This window comes from Thalassotalea sp. G20_0 (assembly GCF_017744175.1).
In the GTDB taxonomy this organism is placed as follows: Bacteria; Pseudomonadota; Gammaproteobacteria; order Pseudomonadales; family Endozoicomonadaceae; genus Endozoicomonas.
The window spans coordinates 252,942-270,295 of the sequence record NZ_JAGHQV010000001.1; the positions used below are offsets into that span (position 1 = coordinate 252,942).

Genomic DNA, 17,354 nt, shown 5'->3' on the forward strand with positions numbered 1-17,354 from the left:
CACCCATGCCCGTTATTCCAATGCTTATCAGGATGAGTGAACCAGTTGTAATTAGATCAGGAGGCAAGCGTACATGGAGGAAGCGCGAATAAAGAAAACCTCATCAGCGCTCTCTGGTACCCGTTAGCTCTCCACAGTAAAAACTGTGACAGTAGTACACCTGTTCGATGCACTACCAGTGAGGCTGGTAGACCACCAGGCTCACTTCGGCACCATTTCCTTTCAATCGGACTACGGACGTCACCCTATTCCGATTTACTGATAAACAGCGCGCCTCTAACTAGGGAAAGAGGATCACAGGCAGGAATGTAGTAAAAGGATCCTCACTACATCACCCCTGAATGGGCGCATTATGCACCATTGCTCCCGATATAAATACCCAAAGCAAGTATAAGTAAAGGAATCAGTTATCACATTTAGTAATGACTGTATCACTCCCACTCAATCGTAGCCGGTGGCTTACTGGATACATCATAGGTCACCCTGGAAACATGCTCAATTTCATTGATGATCCGATTAGAGACTTTTTCCAGCAGATCATAGGGCAGGTGCGCCCAGCGAGCGGTCATAAAGTCTATGGTTTCCACCGCTCGCAGGGCAATCACATACTCATAGCGGCGACCATCACCCACCACGCCAACGGATTTCACCGGCAGGAAAACAGCAAAAGCCTGACTGGTCTTTTGATACCAGTCGGCCTTACGCAGTTCTTCAATAAAAATAGCATCCGCCTGGCGGAGAATATCTGCATATTCCTTTTTGACCTCGCCCAGGATACGAACGCCGAGGCCCGGTCCCGGGAATGGGTGACGGTAAACCATGTCATAAGGCAGACCCAACTCCAGACCAATGGTTCGAACCTCATCCTTGAACAGCTCACGCAGCGGCTCAACCAGCGCCATCTTCATCTCTTCCGGCAACCCGCCCACATTATGATGGGACTTGATGACATGGGCCTTACCGGTTGTTGAACCAGCGGACTCAATAACATCCGGATAGATGGTGCCCTGGGCCAGAAAAGCAATATTGTCCAGGGCACTGGCATGTTCATCAAACACTTCGATAAAGGTATTGCCAATAATCTTGCGCTTGTCTTCAGGGTCCTGCACACCGTTCAGACGCCCCAGGAACAACGCTTCAGAGTCCGCACGAATAACCCGAACCCCCATATTTTCTGCAAACATGGCCATCACCTGATCGCCTTCATGGAGACGGAGCAGACCATTATCAACAAAAACGCAGACCAGCTGATCACCAATCGCCTTATGCAGCAGCGCCGCTACGACACTGGAATCAACACCACCGGACAGCCCCAGCAACACCTTCTGCTCACCCACCTGCTCACGAATACGGGCAATGGCATCATCGATGATCTTGCCTGGCGTCCACAGTTTCTGACACCCGGCAATATCAACCACAAAACGCTCAAGAATTCGTAATCCCTGGGTGGTATGTGTCACTTCAGGGTGGAACTGGACGCCGTAATACTGCTTTTCTTCGCAAGCCATAGCAGCAATCGGGCAGGAGCCGGTGGAAGCAGCAACCACAAAGCCTTCAGGTATGGTGGTCACTTTATCACCATGGCTCATCCAGACATCCAGTGTCAGACGGCCACCTTCACAGACATGGTCTTCAATGCCATCAAAAAGGTGCACTTTCGCTTCCAGCTGAACCTGGGCATAGCCAAACTCACGCAGATCAGAGGTACTGACCTTGCCACCCATCTGCTCTGCCATAGCCTGCATGCCATAACAGATGCCAAGCACAGGAACGCCGAGCTGAAAAACAATATCAGATGCTTTTGGAGAGTTATCACCGGTAACGGATTCAGGGCCGCCGGACAAAATGATCGCTTTTGGGCTGAACTCCCGAATAGCGCCATCATCCATATCGTAGGGATGAAGTTCACAATAAACGCCGATCTCACGCACTCTTCGGGCAATAAGCTGAGTGTACTGGGAACCAAAATCAAGAATCAGAATGCGGTCTGAATGGATATCCTGGGACATGATTAATCTCTAAGTCCTGTGATCAGCAGGGCCGGGAGGCTTACCCTTACTGAAAGTAAACAGCCGGTCAGAAGCTATCTCATTTCTGCCCGGCTGCGGGTGTCAACATGAACAACGCTGTGAAGCAGTCTTAACCAACACGGTAGTTAGGCGCTTCCTTGGTAATCGTTACATCGTGGACATGGGATTCGGCCATACCGGCATTGGTTACACGAACAAACTGTGGCCGGGTGCGCATGGTTTCCATATCAGCCGAACCGGTATAGCCCATCGCGGCGCGCAAGCCACCCACCATCTGATGGATAATGGCATGGAGAGGCCCCTTGTAAGGCACACGCCCTTCAATACCTTCCGGAACCAGCTTTTCAGCACCCGCTTCGGCACTCTGGAAATAACGGTCACTGGAACCGGAAGCCTGGGACATTGCCCCCAGAGAACCCATGCCACGATAAGCCTTATAGCTACGCCCCTGGTAAAGCTCCACTTCACCCGGTGCCTCTTCAGTACCCGCCAGCATACTGCCCAGCATGACGGTACTGGCACCGGCAACAATCGCTTTTGCCATATCACCGGAAAAACGGATACCGCCATCAGCAATAACAGGAACCCCGGTATCTTTCAGCGCTTCAACCACATTGGCTACCGCAGTGATCTGAGGCACACCGATACCGGTCACAATACGGGTAGTACAGATAGAGCCCGGACCGATACCCACTTTAACACCATCAGCGCCCGCTTCGACCAGGGCCCTACCTGCCTCGGCGGTGGCAATATTACCGCCGATCACCTGAACCTGCGGGTAATTTTCCTTCACCCACTTCACTCGCTCTATCACACCACGGGAGTGGCCATGAGCAGTGTCGACGATAATGACATCAACACCGGCAGCCACCAGGGCTGCAACACGATCAGGCGTTTCCACCCCAGTACCCACAGCCGCCCCGACTCGCAACTGTCCCTGGCTGTCTTTCGATGCATTCGGGTACTGCTGGGCCTTTTTAATATCCTTAACAGTCATCATACCGGTGAGATTGAACTGATCATCCACCACCAGCACTTTTTCAATACGATGCTTGTGCAGGAGCTTGCGAACGGTCTCCGGATCAGTGCCTTCCTGAACCGTCACCAGACGCTCTTTGCGGGTCATGATCTCGGAAACGGCTTTATCCAGATTCGAGACAAAGCGGACGTCACGACTGGTAACAATACCCACCAGATCGCTGCCAGAAAGCACGGGAACACCGGAGATATTATGTCTGGAGGTCAGCTCCAGAAGATCTCTGACGGTGGCACTGGCATCAATGGTAATCGGGTCTTTGACCACACCACTTTCGTGCTTCTTAACCTTGCGCACTTCAGCAGCCTGCTGCTCCGGCGTCATATTCTTGTGAATAATCCCGATCCCGCCTTCCTGGGCCATGGCAATAGCCAGAGACGCTTCGGTAACGGTATCCATCGCCGCAGAAATCAGCGGAATATTCAGCTCAATACCGCGGGTCAGTTTGGTTTTCAGGGAGACATCTTTGGGGAGGACTTCGGAGTAGCCGGGCAGGAGGAGGACATCATCGAAGGTGAGTGCATCTTGTGCAATTCTCAGCATTGCCTGTTACCAAGAGTTTATTTTATGGGAAAAAATTCGGACAAGTATACCCTATATTTCAACTTCAGCTAAACCACTTATTCAGGCAGAATACCAAAAAACCGACAATCCTTCTGCCAGGCTTGATCCATGCACCACTTTACAGATACACCGACGCAAAACGCTGAGGCATCCGCAAAAGCCCTTTCTGTTACGGAGTTAAATGGTAAAGCCAGGCGATTGCTGGAGATGAATTTCAATAATGTCCGTGTTGAGGGCGAAATATCCGGACTGGCCCGACCCAGCTCCGGGCATTGGTATTTCACCTTGAAGGACAAGCAGTCACAGATCCGCTGTGCCATGTTCCGCAACCGTAACCAGACGCTTAAGTTTGTCCCGACTGAAGGCATGCTGCTGATGGTCAGAGGACGTGTGAGCCTGTATGAAGGGAGAGGTGACTATCAACTGATTGTTGAACACATGGATAATGCCGGCACCGGTGACCTGCAAAAAGCCTTTGAGGTTCTCAAGGCAAAACTGGCCGCTGAAGGCCTGTTCGACATCACGCGCAAACAACCCCTGCCCGCTCATCCAGAGCATATCGGGGTGATTACCTCACCCACCGGCGCAGCCATTCGGGATATTTTAACCGTACTGAAAAGACGCTTTCCCGCCATACCGGTCACCATTATTCCCAGCTCAGTTCAGGGGGAGCAGGCGAAGCACGATCTGGTCAATGCGTTAAAACTGGCAGCAAGTGCCAACCGGTTTGATGTACTGATTATTGGTCGTGGCGGTGGCTCACTGGAAGATTTATGGCCATTCAATGAAGAGTTGGTGGCCAGGGCCATAGCAGGCTGCCCTATCCCCATAGTCAGCGCTGTTGGTCATGAAATTGACTTTACCATTGCAGACTTTGTGGCTGACCACCGGGCCGCAACCCCATCAGCGGCGGCAGAAATCCTCAGCCCGGATCGCCAGGCCCTATTAAATCAGCTCAACCTGATCAGCAGAAAGCTCACGACACTGACTCGTCATAAGCTGCAGTTAAGCCAGCGAGAGCTTGATAACCTGCAAAAACGGTTAAGACACCCCGGAGATCGCCTGAGAGACAATAGCCAGCGTCTGGATGATCTGGAAATCCGGTTAAGACAGGCCATTACCCTGAAACTGGAACGGGCTCAGTCAAACCTGAGCCGGATCAGAGACCGGGCAAATCAACAGAACCCCCAACGCAAATTGGAACTACTGAAAAACCGTAATAAAAATATGGGCCAAAAGCTGATTCAGCTCATATCCAATAGCCTGGAAAAACGCCAACTGAAGCTGGAGAAAGTGTCTGGCGAATTGAATGCCGTGAGTCCTCTGGCAACACTTTCAAGAGGCTATTCCATCACCATGGCTGGCGATGCAATTATCAGAAGCAGCAAGCAGCTCCGGGAAGGTGATCGGGTGACCACACGATTCTCTGAGGGCGAGGCGATCTGCAAAGTGGAAAAAATCACAAATTAACATGAACAGCTAACCAGATGGTATCCACATCGGGTTGAGTCCATGCGACCCGATGCCTGCACCCGGAAGGCAACATAACATAATCACCGGCATGGAGAGTGACAGCGGCTCTTTCCCCATCAAATTCCAGTGCCGCTGAACCACTTAACAGCACCACCCACTCATCCCAAGGCTGGTCATACCACTCCCCTGTTGGCGTCGTATGACCACGGGAAACAATCCGCTCTATCTTAACGCCACCGGATTCCTGCAGAGTCTCAAACAACTCTTCAGGTAATTCTTCAGGTATGTGTTCGAACAGGTTGTTTTTCATTGACTACTCACCTGAACCAGTCAGGAACGTTTTGTCTTACGCTTTTCTTTGGCAAACTGTGCCGATTTTTCAACTCTGCGCTTACGGTGAGCCTGCCTCTGATCAATCTCTTTGGTTTCCGCATAAGGGTTATCACCTGAGCGGAATTCAATTCGAATAGGTGTCCCCATAATCTTCAGCACTTTGCGGAAGGTATTTTCCAGGTAACGTCGGTAAGCCGCCGGCACCCGGTCAGTCTGATTGCCATGAATAATAATCGTTGGCGGATTCATGGCACCAGCATGGCAGTAACGTAGCTTAATACGGCGATTATTGACCATGGGCGGCTGATGCTCCTTAACGGCATCTTCCAGAATTCGCGTCAGACGATTGGTGGACAGTTTACTGGTCGCCGCTTCATACGCCTCTTCAATCGAGTCATACAGATTGCCGACACCGGTGCCGTGTTTTGCCGAAATCATATGAATGCGGGCATAATTGATAAACCCGAGTCGACGCTTCAGCTCTGCCTTTACCCGGGTTTTCTGCTCTTCTTCCATGCCATCCCACTTGTTCAGTGCAATGACCACAGCACGACCCGCGTCCAGAACAAAGCCCAGCAGGTGCAGATCCTGCTCCACAATACCTTCACGGGCATCCAGCACCAGAACCACCACATTGGCATCCTCAATCGCCTGCAGCGTCTTGATGACCGAAAACTTTTCGATGGATTCGGACACCTTGCCTCTTCTGCGGACACCCGCCGTATCAATCAGCGTATAGTCCTGACCAAAACGCTCATAAGGAATGTAAACGCTGTCACGGGTCGTTCCCGCCTGGTCGTAAACAACCACTCGCTCCTCGCCTAACAAGCGGTTAACAAGGGTAGATTTACCCACATTGGGACGACCAACTATACCAATCTTGATACCTCTGGGCCTGGTTGACAGTTCATCAGACTCTTCTGCCTCACCGTCAGCACACTCCAGCAGCACGTCATTGATCATGTTGCTTACGCCCCGACCATGCACGGCAGCAATATGATAGGCTTCGCCGATACCCAGGGAAGCAAAATCTGCCTCGGCCTGCTCAGCATCTACCCTGTCTACCTTATTCAGCACCAGATGATACTTTTTGCCCTGCTTGCGAAGGTGCAAAGCAATCATTTCATCAGCAGCTGTCAACCCGGCTTTGGCATCCACCAGAAACAGGACAACATCCGCCTCATTGATGGCCGCCAGCGACTGTTCTGCCATGGCAGAGTCAATCCCCTCTTCATCACCGGAAATACCGCCGGTATCGACAACAATATAGGGATGCGAACCAATCTTGCCCTCACCGTATTTCCGGTCGCGGGTTAACCCGGCCACATTGGCCACCAAAGCATCCCGGGAGCGGGTCAGACGGTTAAAAAGGGTGGACTTGCCAACATTTGGCCGACCCACCAGGGCAATTACAGGAACCATAAGATTTACCAAAATTACAAATTACGCAGCGGGGAAATCATTCAGAACAAGACCTTCCCAGCGCATCGGTCATCAGACCGAAATTGAAAACGGGCTGAATCCTTTTAAAGATTCAGCCCGACAACATTCTTAAAAGTCAGAAACCAGCTTCCTCTACCCGGAAGCTTTTTCCTTCAGAGCAACCAGCTCACCATCAGCTGACAAGACCAGGATCAAGTCACCATCCACCAGGGGCTGAGCTTTAATTGCAGAAGAGTCAGCCTTGAAACGCCCAGCCTGACTGCCATCAACCTGTGACAACAGGTGTACATAACCCTCACCATCACCGACCACAACATAACTGCTGAACGCCGCTGGTGCTGACAGCTGACGGAACTCAAAATCTTCCTGTCGCCAGTTAGCGGCACCGGTTCTCTGATCAATGGAGCTGACATAACTCTCTTCACTGGTCAGGTAGATAGCACCAAACCCTTCTGTCATGGATTCATAACTGGACAGCTCTTTTGCCCAGCGAACCCGACCACTGTATAGGTCCAGCCCGGCAACATTGCCCTGGAAGCTGACAAAGAAAATCGAATCTCCAAGGATCAGCGGAGCCCCCTTGATATCAACCATCCGTTCCAGCTCAGTACTGCCCTTGGGAGCGGCAACCCGGGAACTCCACAGCGGCGCACCGTTTTTCAGACGGAAGGCTTTTGCTTCGCCGCTGGCAAACCCGGCAAACACCGCTTCGCTGAAGATCAGTGGAGCAGCTGAACCTCTTAACGTCAGTGCCGGCTGCAACGCTTCCTGACGCCAGAGATACTGCCCGCTCTCAGCATCAAGCACGGTCAGACGATCATCAATGCTCTGCACAGCGACATAAAAGCCATCAGTAACCGGCGCACTGAGAATCTCGCTACTGACCCGCTCTCGCCAGAGTTCATCGCCATTTTCCTGGTTCAGGGCAATCACTTCACCATCCAGTGTCCCCAGCAGCACCATACCCGCTGCGGCACTGACACCACCACCAACACGGGTATTGAGTTTTTTCTTCCAGACTTCCTTTCCGGTATCACGCTCAAGGGCAAAAACTGTACCTTCTGCGCCAGAAACAAAGACTTTATCGCCATCCAGCGCGGGCTTCAGGCTTTCGAATCGCTTGCCAACCCCTTTGCCAACACCTCTGGACCACACTTCAACCAGCCTGACCTTTTCCTCAGTAATCGTCTGGAGAGGTTTGGCCGTTCTCACCTCCTCTTCATCCGATGAAAAAAGACTGCATGCAGAAAGTCCCAGCATCAGCAGAAGAATCAAAGAGCCTTTAAATAACCTCTCCATTTTGTTATCCCTCCTGAGGTGCCATTGCGGCCAGGTCGTCCAATTTGAGTTGCAGCAACGGACGATTCAGACCATTCTCCTGTGCGGCATCGACCGCTTTACGGTAAGCCATCTCGGCCTGCTTACGATCACCAACGGCAAGGTAAGCATCGCCTTTTGCTGACTCAACGGTTGACTCATAGGACTTGCCAGCATTCAGTCTGGTCAGGATATCAAGCGCCTGCTGACCATTCCCGGAAGACTCACTGATCAGCACCCTTGCCAGCCGGACACTGGCCATTGTCTGAATTTCAGCTGCGGGTTTCTGAGCCAGAACCCACTCCAGGGAAGCCCGGGCAGCACTTAACTGGTTATCCTGCACCTGCTGCTGAGCCAGAAAAAGCGTTGCAAACGCGGCATACTGACTGCTGCCATGATCCTTCTGCAATGAAGATACAACGTGACTTACCGTTGCTTTTTGCTCCTCAGTCAGCGGCGCTGAAAACGGGGCCTGTTGCTCCAGAGAGGACCCATTGGAAATAGTATCCAGCAAGTTCTGATAAAGCGATGAAGCTTCAGCAATTTCCTGCTGCTGCGTCTTCTGCCAGTACTGATAACCGGAAACCGCTGCCAGTGTCATGGCAACACCCAGCACAACCGGCTGACCATAGTCTTTCCATAGATTCTTGAGCAGTTGGACCTGCTCTTCATCAGATTGGTAACTCACCCTTTACTCCTGACTTCTTTCCTGAAGCCGTTAACAGTACGATCGCATCAACGAGCAGTTTACTGAACAGCAGTATTCTATAGTACTTTTTGCAAATGTCCGGCCACATCGGCGATTGGCAGCTGCTGTTGGGCATCGTCCGTCCTCAGGGATTTCACAGTAACCATCCCGGCACCCAACTCATCTTCGCCCAGAATGAGAGCATAGGCAGCACCACTGCGATCTGCACGTTTCATTTGTGCTTTAAAGCTGCCACCACCGCAATTCATCAGAATCTTCAGTTCCGGCAACCCATCACGCAGTCTTTCCACTAACGGAAGCGCTCTGTGGCCAACACCCTCACCGACAGCTACCACCGCTATATCCACCCGGTTAGAAACGGATTCCGGCAGTAACTGAAGCGTTTCCAGCATCAACACCAGGCGCTCAATGCCCATAGCAAAGCCTACGGCAGGTGTCGTCTTGCCACCCAACATCTCAACCAGCGCATCATAACGACCGCCGGCACACACAGTACCCTGGGCACCCAGGCTTTCTGTCACCCATTCAAAAACGGTTCTGCCATAATAATCAAGGCCGCGCACCAGCCTGGGATTCACACGATAAGCAACACCCGCCTCATCCAGAATCTGTTTTAACTGCGCAAAGTGTTCCCGTGACTCTTCATCCAGATAGTCGAACAGCTCGGGGGCACCGGCAACAATTCTCTGCGTGTTTTGATCTTTACTATCGAGAATTCTCAGCGGGTTAATGGTCAGGCGACGACGGCTGTCATCATCCAGCTCTGACTCATAATCCATGAGATAAGTCACCAGAGCTTCACGATAACGGATACGGGCTTCCAGAGTACCCAGAGTATTCAGCTCCAGCGTGACATGCTTTGACAGACCAAGCTTCTGCCAGAACCGTGCCGTCATCATGATCATTTCCGCATCAATATCCGGACCTGTCATACCATAGGCTTCAACACTGATCTGGTGAAACTGGCGATAACGGCCTTTTTGCGGCCGCTCATAGCGGAACATCGGGCCAGAAGTCCACAACCGCTGAATCTGGTTGTAAAACAGACCCTGCTGAATACCTGCGCGAACAACTCCGGCAGTGGCCTCAGGACGAAGGGAAAGCTTGTCACCATTGCGATCTTCAAAGGTGTACATCTCTTTCTCAACAATATCCGTACCAGAGCCAATGCCCCGACTGAACAGAGCAGAGCTTTCCACAATCGGAACCCGGATTTCCTGATAACCATAAGTGGTCAGGACAGAGCGTACCTGCTGCTCAAGGTACTGCCAGACAGGGGTCTGTTCGGGAAGAATATCATTCATCCCACGGATGGCTTGAAGCTGCTTGCCCAAGTTCAAATGTCCTCTACCAAAAAACACCACATAACTTCACCCGGTTCGCCAGGAACAGGAGATTTGGCGGTTCGCAATAAAAAGTAGGCAACTATAACCGTTAACGCCTTTGTGTGACAATCCCACAGCCCTCCCATTAGAGAATGTCCATCGCTGCGGGGAGTTTCTTCACTGAAAGGACATAGTTTTAAGGACTATTGGTTTAACCCTGATCACTGCCTGTTAACAAGACACTGGCCACCCGGGTATTCGAGCTGGGTTTGGCTACCGGCTCGCCATCCAGCAGGATACTGTCCACACCAGGGGTATTACCGAACCGCAAATTCACTGGAGGAAAAACATCAAGATTAATGGAAGAACCGGCTTTCTGCACGGTTGAAATCAGCACTTCACCGGTGGCATCCTTGATTTCAACCCAGCAATCTTCTGAGAAATTAATAACAAGAGGTTTGATCGGATCAACAATCGGTGAATTGGGCTCATCTGCCGTATTAACAACCTCAGAACTGGCCATGGCAATTGGAAGAACCTCTGGCCCGGCCTCTTTCAGAACAGGCTCATCTTTTTCCAGGCCTGGTTCTTCTTGTACAATTGCGGTGTCATCAGCTGGAACAGCCTCTTCTCCCACGCTTTCGCTAATTTCCGCAACAGAGGGGACAGAGACAACACTGGCATCAGTCACCAGAGGCTCAGGCACATCATCAGATACCTCTTCGATAATGGCCACCTCGACCACTGGCTCAATACCCAGCCAGCTATTCCAAAGGTAATAACCAAACCCTCCCAGCGACACAAGCAGCAAAAGCGCAAGCGCATATACCGGAGAAGGCGCACTGTGAGCTCGCAGCGGCTTCAACTTCCTGGAACCTTGTAAACGCGGAGATTCCAGCCCATCAACACCCATAAAATGGTCAAAGTCCTTAACCAGATCTTCGCCATTAAGCCCCACCAGTTTCGCATAATTACGAATATAGCCACGGACAAATGCCGCCTGCGGCAGCATATCAAACGTGCTCTCCTCAATGGCCTTAACATAACTTTCAGTAATCTTCAGGCTTTCAGCCACTTCAAGGATAGATAGCCCCTGACTGTTACGGGCCCGGGCAAGCACAGCGCCGGGAGCAAACGCCTGAATAGCTTCTTCCTGCTGAGTATCCTGTTCACTCATAACCCAATCGACTCCGATAATGCTTCAGCTCTACAGAGCCGGGATACAACCTTTCCAGCTGCAAAGCATAACCTGCCGCTTTATCCTGATCCCGGTTTGCCCTTGCCAACTCAATACCCAGTAACAAGCTGCGAGGAGTCTGCTCAGCCGACCCGGCAAAGGCCTGGTAATGCTGCCACCCTGTGTAGAGATTGCCTTGCTCTTTGTAGATAGCGGCAAGCTCCAGATTAGCCCTTGGCAAGTTATTGTTCAGACGAAGAGCCCGGGTAAAGTGATCAACCGCCAGGGAAGACCGGCCCATTCGCAAGGCAACAATCCCGAGGTTTTCAAAGGTTCGGCTGCGCTGGGAATAAGCAACATCTCCGGAAGCCAGTTCAAACTGGCGATAAGCGTCCTGAAGCCGGTTTTTGGAGAACAGGAAAGCACCGAAGTTATTGCGTATGTCCGAGGCATCAGGGTCAATGGCCAGCGCCTTGTTGAACGCCTGCTCGGCAAGCTGATCTTCCCCCTGACGCTGATAAGCCATACCCAGCATGCCATGAACACTGGCCGAATAAGGTTCAATCTCAAGGGCTCTTTCCAGCGGCCTTACTGCCTTCTCCGAATAACCTTCCTGGAGATAACCCCTGGCAAGATTCATATAGTCCACCACTGCCCTGTTCTCATTAACAGGCCGACTGTCAGTGGTGACACAGCCTGTCAGTGCCAGAGATACAGAAAACAATAGTGCAATGGGCCTCAATTTAACTCCCATGCTGACCCCCACATTTGCAATTTATAAATATATCCGGGACGCTGTTGAGAGTAGCAACCTCCGGAAGCCTGTCAGATGGCAGATACATCCCGAACAGCTTATACCTGTCTGGCTGCTATGTAGCGCTCACTGCGCCGGGTCTTATCCATTACATTGCCCACTAACTGACCGCAGGCAGCGTCAATGTCATCACCTCTTGTCTTTCTTACGGTGACATTAAAACCAGCCAGCTGCAAACTTTCCTGAAACCGTCTCACTGCATTATTGCTGGGTCTTTCATACCCTGAATGAGGAAATGGATTGAACGGAATAAGGTTTATCTTACAGGGCAGATCTTTCAGCAAAGCAATCAACTGCTGCGCCTGTTCAGGTTGATCATTCACGCCGGCAAGCAACGTATACTCGATCGTAACGACCCGCTTACTGTCCGTCAAACTGTTCATGTAATGATGTATGGCATCCAGCAGCTGATCCAGCGGATACTTCCGGTTGATCGGCACCAGCTGGTTTCTCAGCTCATTATTTGGTGCATGCAGTGACACTGCCAGGGAGACATTAGACACTTCACTTAACTTTCTCAGCGCAGGAACAACACCGGATGTGCTCAACGTCACCCGCCGTTTGGAAAGTCCATAGCCAAGGTCGTCCATCATCAGGTCCATGGCATCAACGACATTATCGAAGTTCATCAATGGCTCGCCCATACCCATCATAACCACATTGGTAATGGATCGATCCATCCTGGCCGGCACATTGCCAAAATGGCGGGCTGCAACCCATACCTGACCAATGATTTCCGCCACCGTCAGGTCAGAGTTAAAGCCCTGCTTACCCGTAGAACAGAAACTGCAATCCAGGGAACAGCCTGCCTGGGAGGAGACGCACAGCGTTCCACGTCCATTTTCAGGAATAAATACCGTTTCAACACAGCTGCCACTGGCCACCCGCACAACCCACTTACAGGTTCCATCCTCAGAAAAATGGCTGCTGACCACCTCAGGACCGCGAATTTCAGCATTGGCCTTAAGCCGCTCACGAAGGGATTTACTGATGTTGGTCATCTCATCGAAATTATCAACCCGATGATGATGAATCCACTTCAAAACCTGCTCAGCACGGAATTTTTTCTCACCAATAGTAAGAAAGAAGGCTTCCATTTTTTTTCGTGAAAGCCCCAGCAAATTGACCTTGGCTGCCTGAGTGGACAGCTCGCCAGCCGGTTCACTGGCCTGATCGATGGATGGCTCGATCAATTCTGACATCTTATTAATACCTCAAAGCCATCAGAAGGGCTGCCTCCTGATGGCTTATATTCTCATGTTCACCCCGAACACGGTCAGACCAGGGCAAACTGACAATTTGCCAGCGGGCTGATTCCGTTAACGTGTTCTGGGGCAAATCTCCGAACCTTCGAAGAAGTAGGCCACTTCACGCTCAGCAGATGCTACTGAGTCAGATCCATGAACCGCATTTTCATCGATGGTCTCTGCAAAATCAGCCCGAATCGTGCCTTCAGCAGCTTCCTTCGGGTTAGTAGCGCCCATCAGCTCACGATTCAGGACAACAGCATTCTCGCCCTCAAGGACGGATACCACAACAGGCCCTGACGTCATAAAAGCAACCAGGTCCTGATAAAATGGACGCTCTTTGTGCTCAGCGTAGAAACCACCCGCCTGCTCGTCAGTAAGATGAATCATCCTGGTCGCTACAACCTGCAAACCGGCCTGCTCAAAACGAGCAAGAATTTTACCGATGACACTCTTGGCTACTGCATCAGGTTTTATAATGGATAAAGTGCGCTCTACCGCCATTACGATCTCCAGATTGTCATTTTCGTGCCCTTTCGGGATTGTTATTACTTATTAAAAACGTACGACTCTCTCAGCTTTCCATGTCTTGGCTCAGGCTGTCCGTAGCAGGAGTTCTGGCAGCATTGTATACAATAGAGTCGATAGTGTCAGTTCTTTCAGCCTCAACGCCAAAAAATCACTCTTCAGACTCTTCAATCCAGGCCATCTGTATGGCCTCAAGCACCTTTTCACCACAACGTTCAGGATCATCTTCAAAACTGTCCAGCGCCAAAACCCAGCTTCTCAGATCGACAAAATTGACATACCGCGGATCCACATCCGGATAAGCCTCATAAAGCTCAATGGCAATATCATAAACATCTGCCCACTTTAAACTCATTGTCTCACTCCATGATCATTGCGCTGTTCTGTTCGGGAAAACCGCAAACAGACCAGCAACCGACATCAACGACGTTCAGAAACCTGGTTAATGGTGTACTTGGGAATCTCTACCACCAACTCCTCATCACCCACCACAGCCTGACAGCTCAGTCGGGACTCAGGTTCAAGTCCCCAGGCCTTGTCCAGCATATCTTCTTCGAGTTCATCCGGCTCTTCCATGCTGTCGAAGCCCTCTCTGACAATGACATGGCAGGTTGTACAGGCACAGGACTTTTCACAGGCGTGCTCAATTTCAATTCCATTCTGTAAAGCTGCGTCACACACTGTGACTCCGGGCTCAACTTCGAGAACAGCACCTTCCGGGCACAACTCATCGTGAGGTAGAAAAACGATACGAGTCATTCAGAACTCCTCCAAATCATCTAACTTCTGTCCGGAAAGAGCCTGACGAATACCCTGGTTCATTCGACGGGCAGCAAATTCTTCACTGGACTTGGCAATACGTTCAATTTCACGGGCAATGGACTTGGCATCACCGATCTTACGGCACTGTTTCAGCGACTCAACATCTGCCAGCAATGAACTGTATTCATCTTGATCAAGCAGTGTTTGACCATCCTTATCCAGCGCAACTACCAGCGCCTCAACAACCCGGTCAGCCTCAACCTGCTGCTCAAGCAGCGCCCTTGCATCACGATCATCACCGGCATGGGCAAACGAATCTTTCAGCATTCGGGAGATATCAGAATCACTGAGACCATAAGAAGGTTTCACCTGAATACTGCTCTTAACCCCGGTGGACAACTCCTCTGCTGCAACACTGAGCAAACCATCCGCATCCACTTGAAAGGTCACACGGATTTTAGCACCGCCCGCAGGCATAGCGGGAATTCCACGCAACTCAAACCGGGCAAGGGAGCGATTATCACGAATCAACTCTCGCTCCCCCTGGAAGACATGAATAGCCATAGCCGTCTGACCATCCTTGTAAGTGGTAAATTCCTGGGCCCGACTGACCGGAATAGTGGTATTGCGATGAATCACCTTTTCCATCAGGCCGCCCATGGTTTCCAGCCCCAGGGAGAGCGGAATAACATCCAGCAGCAGCATATCTTCTGCCGATTTATTACCAGCCAGAACATTAGCCTGAAGAGCTGCACCAACGGCTACGACCCGATCAGGGTCAATGGAGGTCAACGGTTGCCTGCCGGAAAATTCCTCAACCCTTTCTCGAACCCTTGGCATGCGGGTAGACCCCCCCACCATAACCACTTCATCAATCTCATTCGCCTTCAGCCCGGCATCCCGAAGGGATCGCTTGAATGCCCGAATAGTACGATCAATCAAGGGATCTACCAGTTCGTTAAACTGCGCACGGGACAGCCGGCCACGCCACTCACCAAAGTTGACTTCCACTTCAGATCCGGCGGTCAACGATTCCTTAACCCGACAAGCCTCAACCATCGCTTCCCGAAGCTGCAATGGGTTAATTGAGGACTCATCAACCCCCGCCTCACGAAGCATCCAGCGTGCCACCAGACGGTCAAAGTCGTCACCACCCAGGGCAGTATCCCCGCCGGTGGCCATCACTTCAAATACGCCTTTTTCCAGACGCAAAATCGAGATATCAAAAGTGCCACCACCAAGGTCGTAGACAGCGATAATGCCTTCACCACCCTGATCCAGACCATAGGCAACGGCTGCCGCAGTGGGCTCATTCAGCAGACGATACACCTTCAGCCCTGCAAGCCTGGCAGCATCTTTGGTTGCCTGTCGCTGGGCATCATCAAAATACGCCGGTACAGTAATCACGGCACCATCCAGATCACCACCCAGCGTCTCTTCTGCACGACCAACCAGGGAACGGAGAATCTCGGCAGACACTTCAACCGGGCTGACGTCACCACGCCGGGTTCTGATAAACGGCATTCCTTCGCTTTTTCCCAAAGCGTCGGTTACAAACCGGTAAGGCAACACACCGCCAAGGGCATCAACATCCTCAAGCCCTCGCCCCATCATGCGCTTAGCAGACACAATGGTATTGCCCGGGTCAATCAGCGCACTGGCTTTTGCGCTGCTGCCAACATCAACCCCCTGTTCGCCATAGTGAACAACAGAAGGCAAGGTATGATGACCATCGATATCAGGAAGCGTCTCAGCAGCACCTGATCGAACAGCAGCAACCAGGGAGTTGGTAGTTCCCAGGTCAATGCCTACAGCACGCTTGTATTGATGAGGTTCCGGAGCCTGTCCCGGCTCGGAAATCTGCAGTAACGCCATATCTGCCTCTTCTCTTCCTGATTAATCGTCCAACAACTCGGATTCCAGCTGTTCCAGTTCAGCCGCCAGCTTTACCATGAACTGCATCTTTCTGACAACCGTTTCTGCCTGCTCAAGATCCTGCTCAGTTCCAGATACCCAGAAGCCTTCAAACTGCTGAAGATATCGAAGAATATCTGCATCCACCTGACTGGCCAACCTCTCAACTTCCTGCTCAGGATTTGATGCAGAACTGATATCCGCGACAGTCTCACGCAACTCCATCTGCTCCATCAGAAATCCGGAATCCATAATGGTGTTGCGCTCCATATCAACATCACGGCCTGCCAGCTTCAACAAATAGATCGCCCTGGGCAACGGCTGCTTCAGCGTATTAAAAGCCTCATTAACATGGGAAGCATACTGGATAGAGATACGCTGCTGACGCTCATCATCCCCGGCAAACCGGTCAGGATGAACTGCCCGCTGCAACGCACGGTACTGACTGGACAGGCGTTGCAAATCAACCTGGCAGGAAACAGGCAACTCAAAAAGCTCAAAATAGTTTTTGGTTAAATCAACCACAATGCAATCTATTCCCAAGTCAGAAATGACAAACCCTGAGCATTCAACTGTAAAAAAGAACACCCCTTAAACAAATAAGGCCCGACCAGTGGAAACCAGCCGGGCCGGAAGGCAAATCAAAAGTGTCAGCCAACTTCTGTAACAATATTAACGAAGC

16 protein-coding genes and 1 riboswitch are annotated in these 17,354 nt (G+C 51.3%); of the genes, 1 reads left to right on the plus strand and 15 read right to left on the minus strand.

Annotation, left to right across the window (positions count from 1 at the left end; translation table 11 throughout):
- Positions 1-116: 116 nt before the first annotated feature.
- Positions 117-287, minus strand: a riboswitch (Lysine riboswitch).
- A 144-nt stretch (positions 288-431) separates the two neighbouring features.
- Together guaA and guaB are read right to left on the minus strand one after the other, a co-directional pair.
- On the minus strand, positions 432-2,009 hold the full coding sequence (guaA, locus tag J7438_RS01000) for a glutamine-hydrolyzing GMP synthase (RefSeq protein ID WP_209275080.1): 1,578 nt from the start codon (positions 2,007-2,009) through the stop codon (positions 432-434).
- 130 nt (positions 2,010-2,139) lie between these two features.
- A complete protein-coding gene (guaB, locus tag J7438_RS01005) occupies positions 2,140-3,609 on the minus strand; it encodes an IMP dehydrogenase (RefSeq protein WP_209199603.1) in 1,470 nt (489 codons plus the stop codon).
- A gap of 129 nt (positions 3,610-3,738) precedes the next feature.
- On the opposite strand from guaB, the gene xseA reads away from it, so the two are divergent.
- A complete protein-coding gene (gene xseA, locus J7438_RS01010) occupies positions 3,739-5,100 on the plus strand; it encodes an exodeoxyribonuclease VII large subunit (protein WP_209275081.1) in 1,362 nt (453 codons plus the stop codon).
- Here xseA and J7438_RS01015 read toward each other — a convergent pair.
- From J7438_RS01015 to hscB, 13 genes are all read right to left on the minus strand, one after another.
- Positions 5,090-5,413, minus strand: a complete 324-nt coding sequence (locus J7438_RS01015) for a cupin domain-containing protein (RefSeq protein WP_209275082.1) — start codon at positions 5,411-5,413, stop codon at positions 5,090-5,092. The two genes, xseA and J7438_RS01015, sit on opposite strands and share 11 nt — an antisense overlap.
- A 20-nt stretch (positions 5,414-5,433) precedes the next feature.
- Positions 5,434-6,858 carry a ribosome biogenesis GTPase Der gene (der, locus tag J7438_RS01020; protein WP_209275083.1) on the minus strand — a complete coding sequence of 475 codons (1,425 nt, stop codon included), beginning with the start codon at positions 6,856-6,858 and terminating at the stop codon, positions 5,434-5,436.
- Positions 6,859-7,011: 153 nt separating this feature from the next.
- A complete protein-coding gene (bamB, locus tag J7438_RS01025) occupies positions 7,012-8,178 on the minus strand; it encodes an outer membrane protein assembly factor BamB (RefSeq protein ID WP_209275084.1) in 1,167 nt (388 codons plus the stop codon).
- Between the two features lie 4 nt (positions 8,179-8,182).
- A complete protein-coding gene (locus J7438_RS01030; protein ID WP_209275085.1) occupies positions 8,183-8,884 on the minus strand; it encodes a YfgM family protein in 702 nt (233 codons plus the stop codon).
- 77 nt (positions 8,885-8,961) lie between these two features.
- Positions 8,962-10,239, minus strand: coding sequence for a histidine--tRNA ligase (gene hisS / locus J7438_RS01035; RefSeq protein ID WP_209275086.1), 1,278 nt, complete (start codon positions 10,237-10,239; stop codon positions 8,962-8,964).
- Positions 10,240-10,441: 202 nt separating this feature from the next.
- Positions 10,442-11,407, minus strand: a complete 966-nt coding sequence (locus J7438_RS01040; RefSeq protein WP_209275087.1) for a RodZ domain-containing protein — start codon at positions 11,405-11,407, stop codon at positions 10,442-10,444.
- Complete coding sequence (gene pilW / locus J7438_RS01045) at positions 11,400-12,161, minus strand: type IV pilus biogenesis/stability protein PilW (RefSeq protein WP_209199595.1); 762 nt, start codon at positions 12,159-12,161, stop codon at positions 11,400-11,402. The genes J7438_RS01040 and pilW overlap by 8 nt, the downstream gene beginning before the upstream one ends.
- A 98-nt stretch (positions 12,162-12,259) precedes the next feature.
- Positions 12,260-13,423 carry a dual-specificity RNA methyltransferase RlmN gene (gene rlmN / locus J7438_RS01050; RefSeq protein ID WP_286196278.1) on the minus strand — a complete coding sequence of 388 codons (1,164 nt, stop codon included), beginning with the start codon at positions 13,421-13,423 and terminating at the stop codon, positions 12,260-12,262.
- A gap of 117 nt (positions 13,424-13,540) precedes the next feature.
- On the minus strand, positions 13,541-13,972 hold the full coding sequence (gene ndk / locus J7438_RS01055) for a nucleoside-diphosphate kinase (protein WP_209275088.1): 432 nt from the start codon (positions 13,970-13,972) through the stop codon (positions 13,541-13,543).
- A 175-nt stretch (positions 13,973-14,147) separates the two neighbouring features.
- Positions 14,148-14,351, minus strand: a complete 204-nt coding sequence (iscX, locus tag J7438_RS01060; RefSeq protein ID WP_209199592.1) for a Fe-S cluster assembly protein IscX — start codon at positions 14,349-14,351, stop codon at positions 14,148-14,150.
- 65 nt (positions 14,352-14,416) lie between these two features.
- Positions 14,417-14,755 (minus strand): ISC system 2Fe-2S type ferredoxin, encoded by a 339-nt coding sequence (gene fdx / locus J7438_RS01065; protein ID WP_209199591.1) that lies wholly within the window; start codon positions 14,753-14,755, stop codon positions 14,417-14,419.
- A complete protein-coding gene (gene hscA / locus J7438_RS01070; RefSeq protein ID WP_209275089.1) occupies positions 14,756-16,633 on the minus strand; it encodes a Fe-S protein assembly chaperone HscA in 1,878 nt (625 codons plus the stop codon).
- A gap of 21 nt (positions 16,634-16,654) precedes the next feature.
- Entirely contained in the window at positions 16,655-17,197 is a 543-nt protein-coding gene (hscB, locus tag J7438_RS01075; RefSeq protein ID WP_209275090.1) for a Fe-S protein assembly co-chaperone HscB, read from the minus strand.
- Positions 17,198-17,354: the final 157 nt, after the last annotated feature.

Coding starts and splice junctions, on each gene's coding strand:
- guaA (WP_209275080.1), bottom strand. CDS start 2,009: ATGTCCCAGGATATCCATTCAGACCGCATTCTGATTCTTGATTTTGGT.
- guaB (WP_209199603.1), bottom strand. CDS start 3,609: ATGCTGAGAATTGCACAAGATGCACTCACCTTCGATGATGTCCTCCTC.
- xseA (WP_209275081.1), top strand. CDS start 3,739: ATGCACCACTTTACAGATACACCGACGCAAAACGCTGAGGCATCCGCA.
- J7438_RS01015 (WP_209275082.1), bottom strand. CDS start 5,413: ATGAAAAACAACCTGTTCGAACACATACCTGAAGAATTACCTGAAGAG.
- der (WP_209275083.1), bottom strand. CDS start 6,858: ATGGTTCCTGTAATTGCCCTGGTGGGTCGGCCAAATGTTGGCAAGTCC.
- bamB (WP_209275084.1), bottom strand. CDS start 8,178: ATGGAGAGGTTATTTAAAGGCTCTTTGATTCTTCTGCTGATGCTGGGA.
- J7438_RS01040 (WP_209275087.1), bottom strand. CDS start 11,407: ATGAGTGAACAGGATACTCAGCAGGAAGAAGCTATTCAGGCGTTTGCT.
- pilW (WP_209199595.1), bottom strand. CDS start 12,161: ATGGGAGTTAAATTGAGGCCCATTGCACTATTGTTTTCTGTATCTCTG.
- rlmN (WP_286196278.1), bottom strand. CDS start 13,423: ATGTCAGAATTGATCGAGCCATCCATCGATCAGGCCAGTGAACCGGCT.
- ndk (WP_209275088.1), bottom strand. CDS start 13,972: ATGGCGGTAGAGCGCACTTTATCCATTATAAAACCTGATGCAGTAGCC.
- iscX (WP_209199592.1), bottom strand. CDS start 14,351: ATGAGTTTAAAGTGGGCAGATGTTTATGATATTGCCATTGAGCTTTAT.
- fdx (WP_209199591.1), bottom strand. CDS start 14,755: ATGACTCGTATCGTTTTTCTACCTCACGATGAGTTGTGCCCGGAAGGT.
- hscA (WP_209275089.1), bottom strand. CDS start 16,633: ATGGCGTTACTGCAGATTTCCGAGCCGGGACAGGCTCCGGAACCTCAT.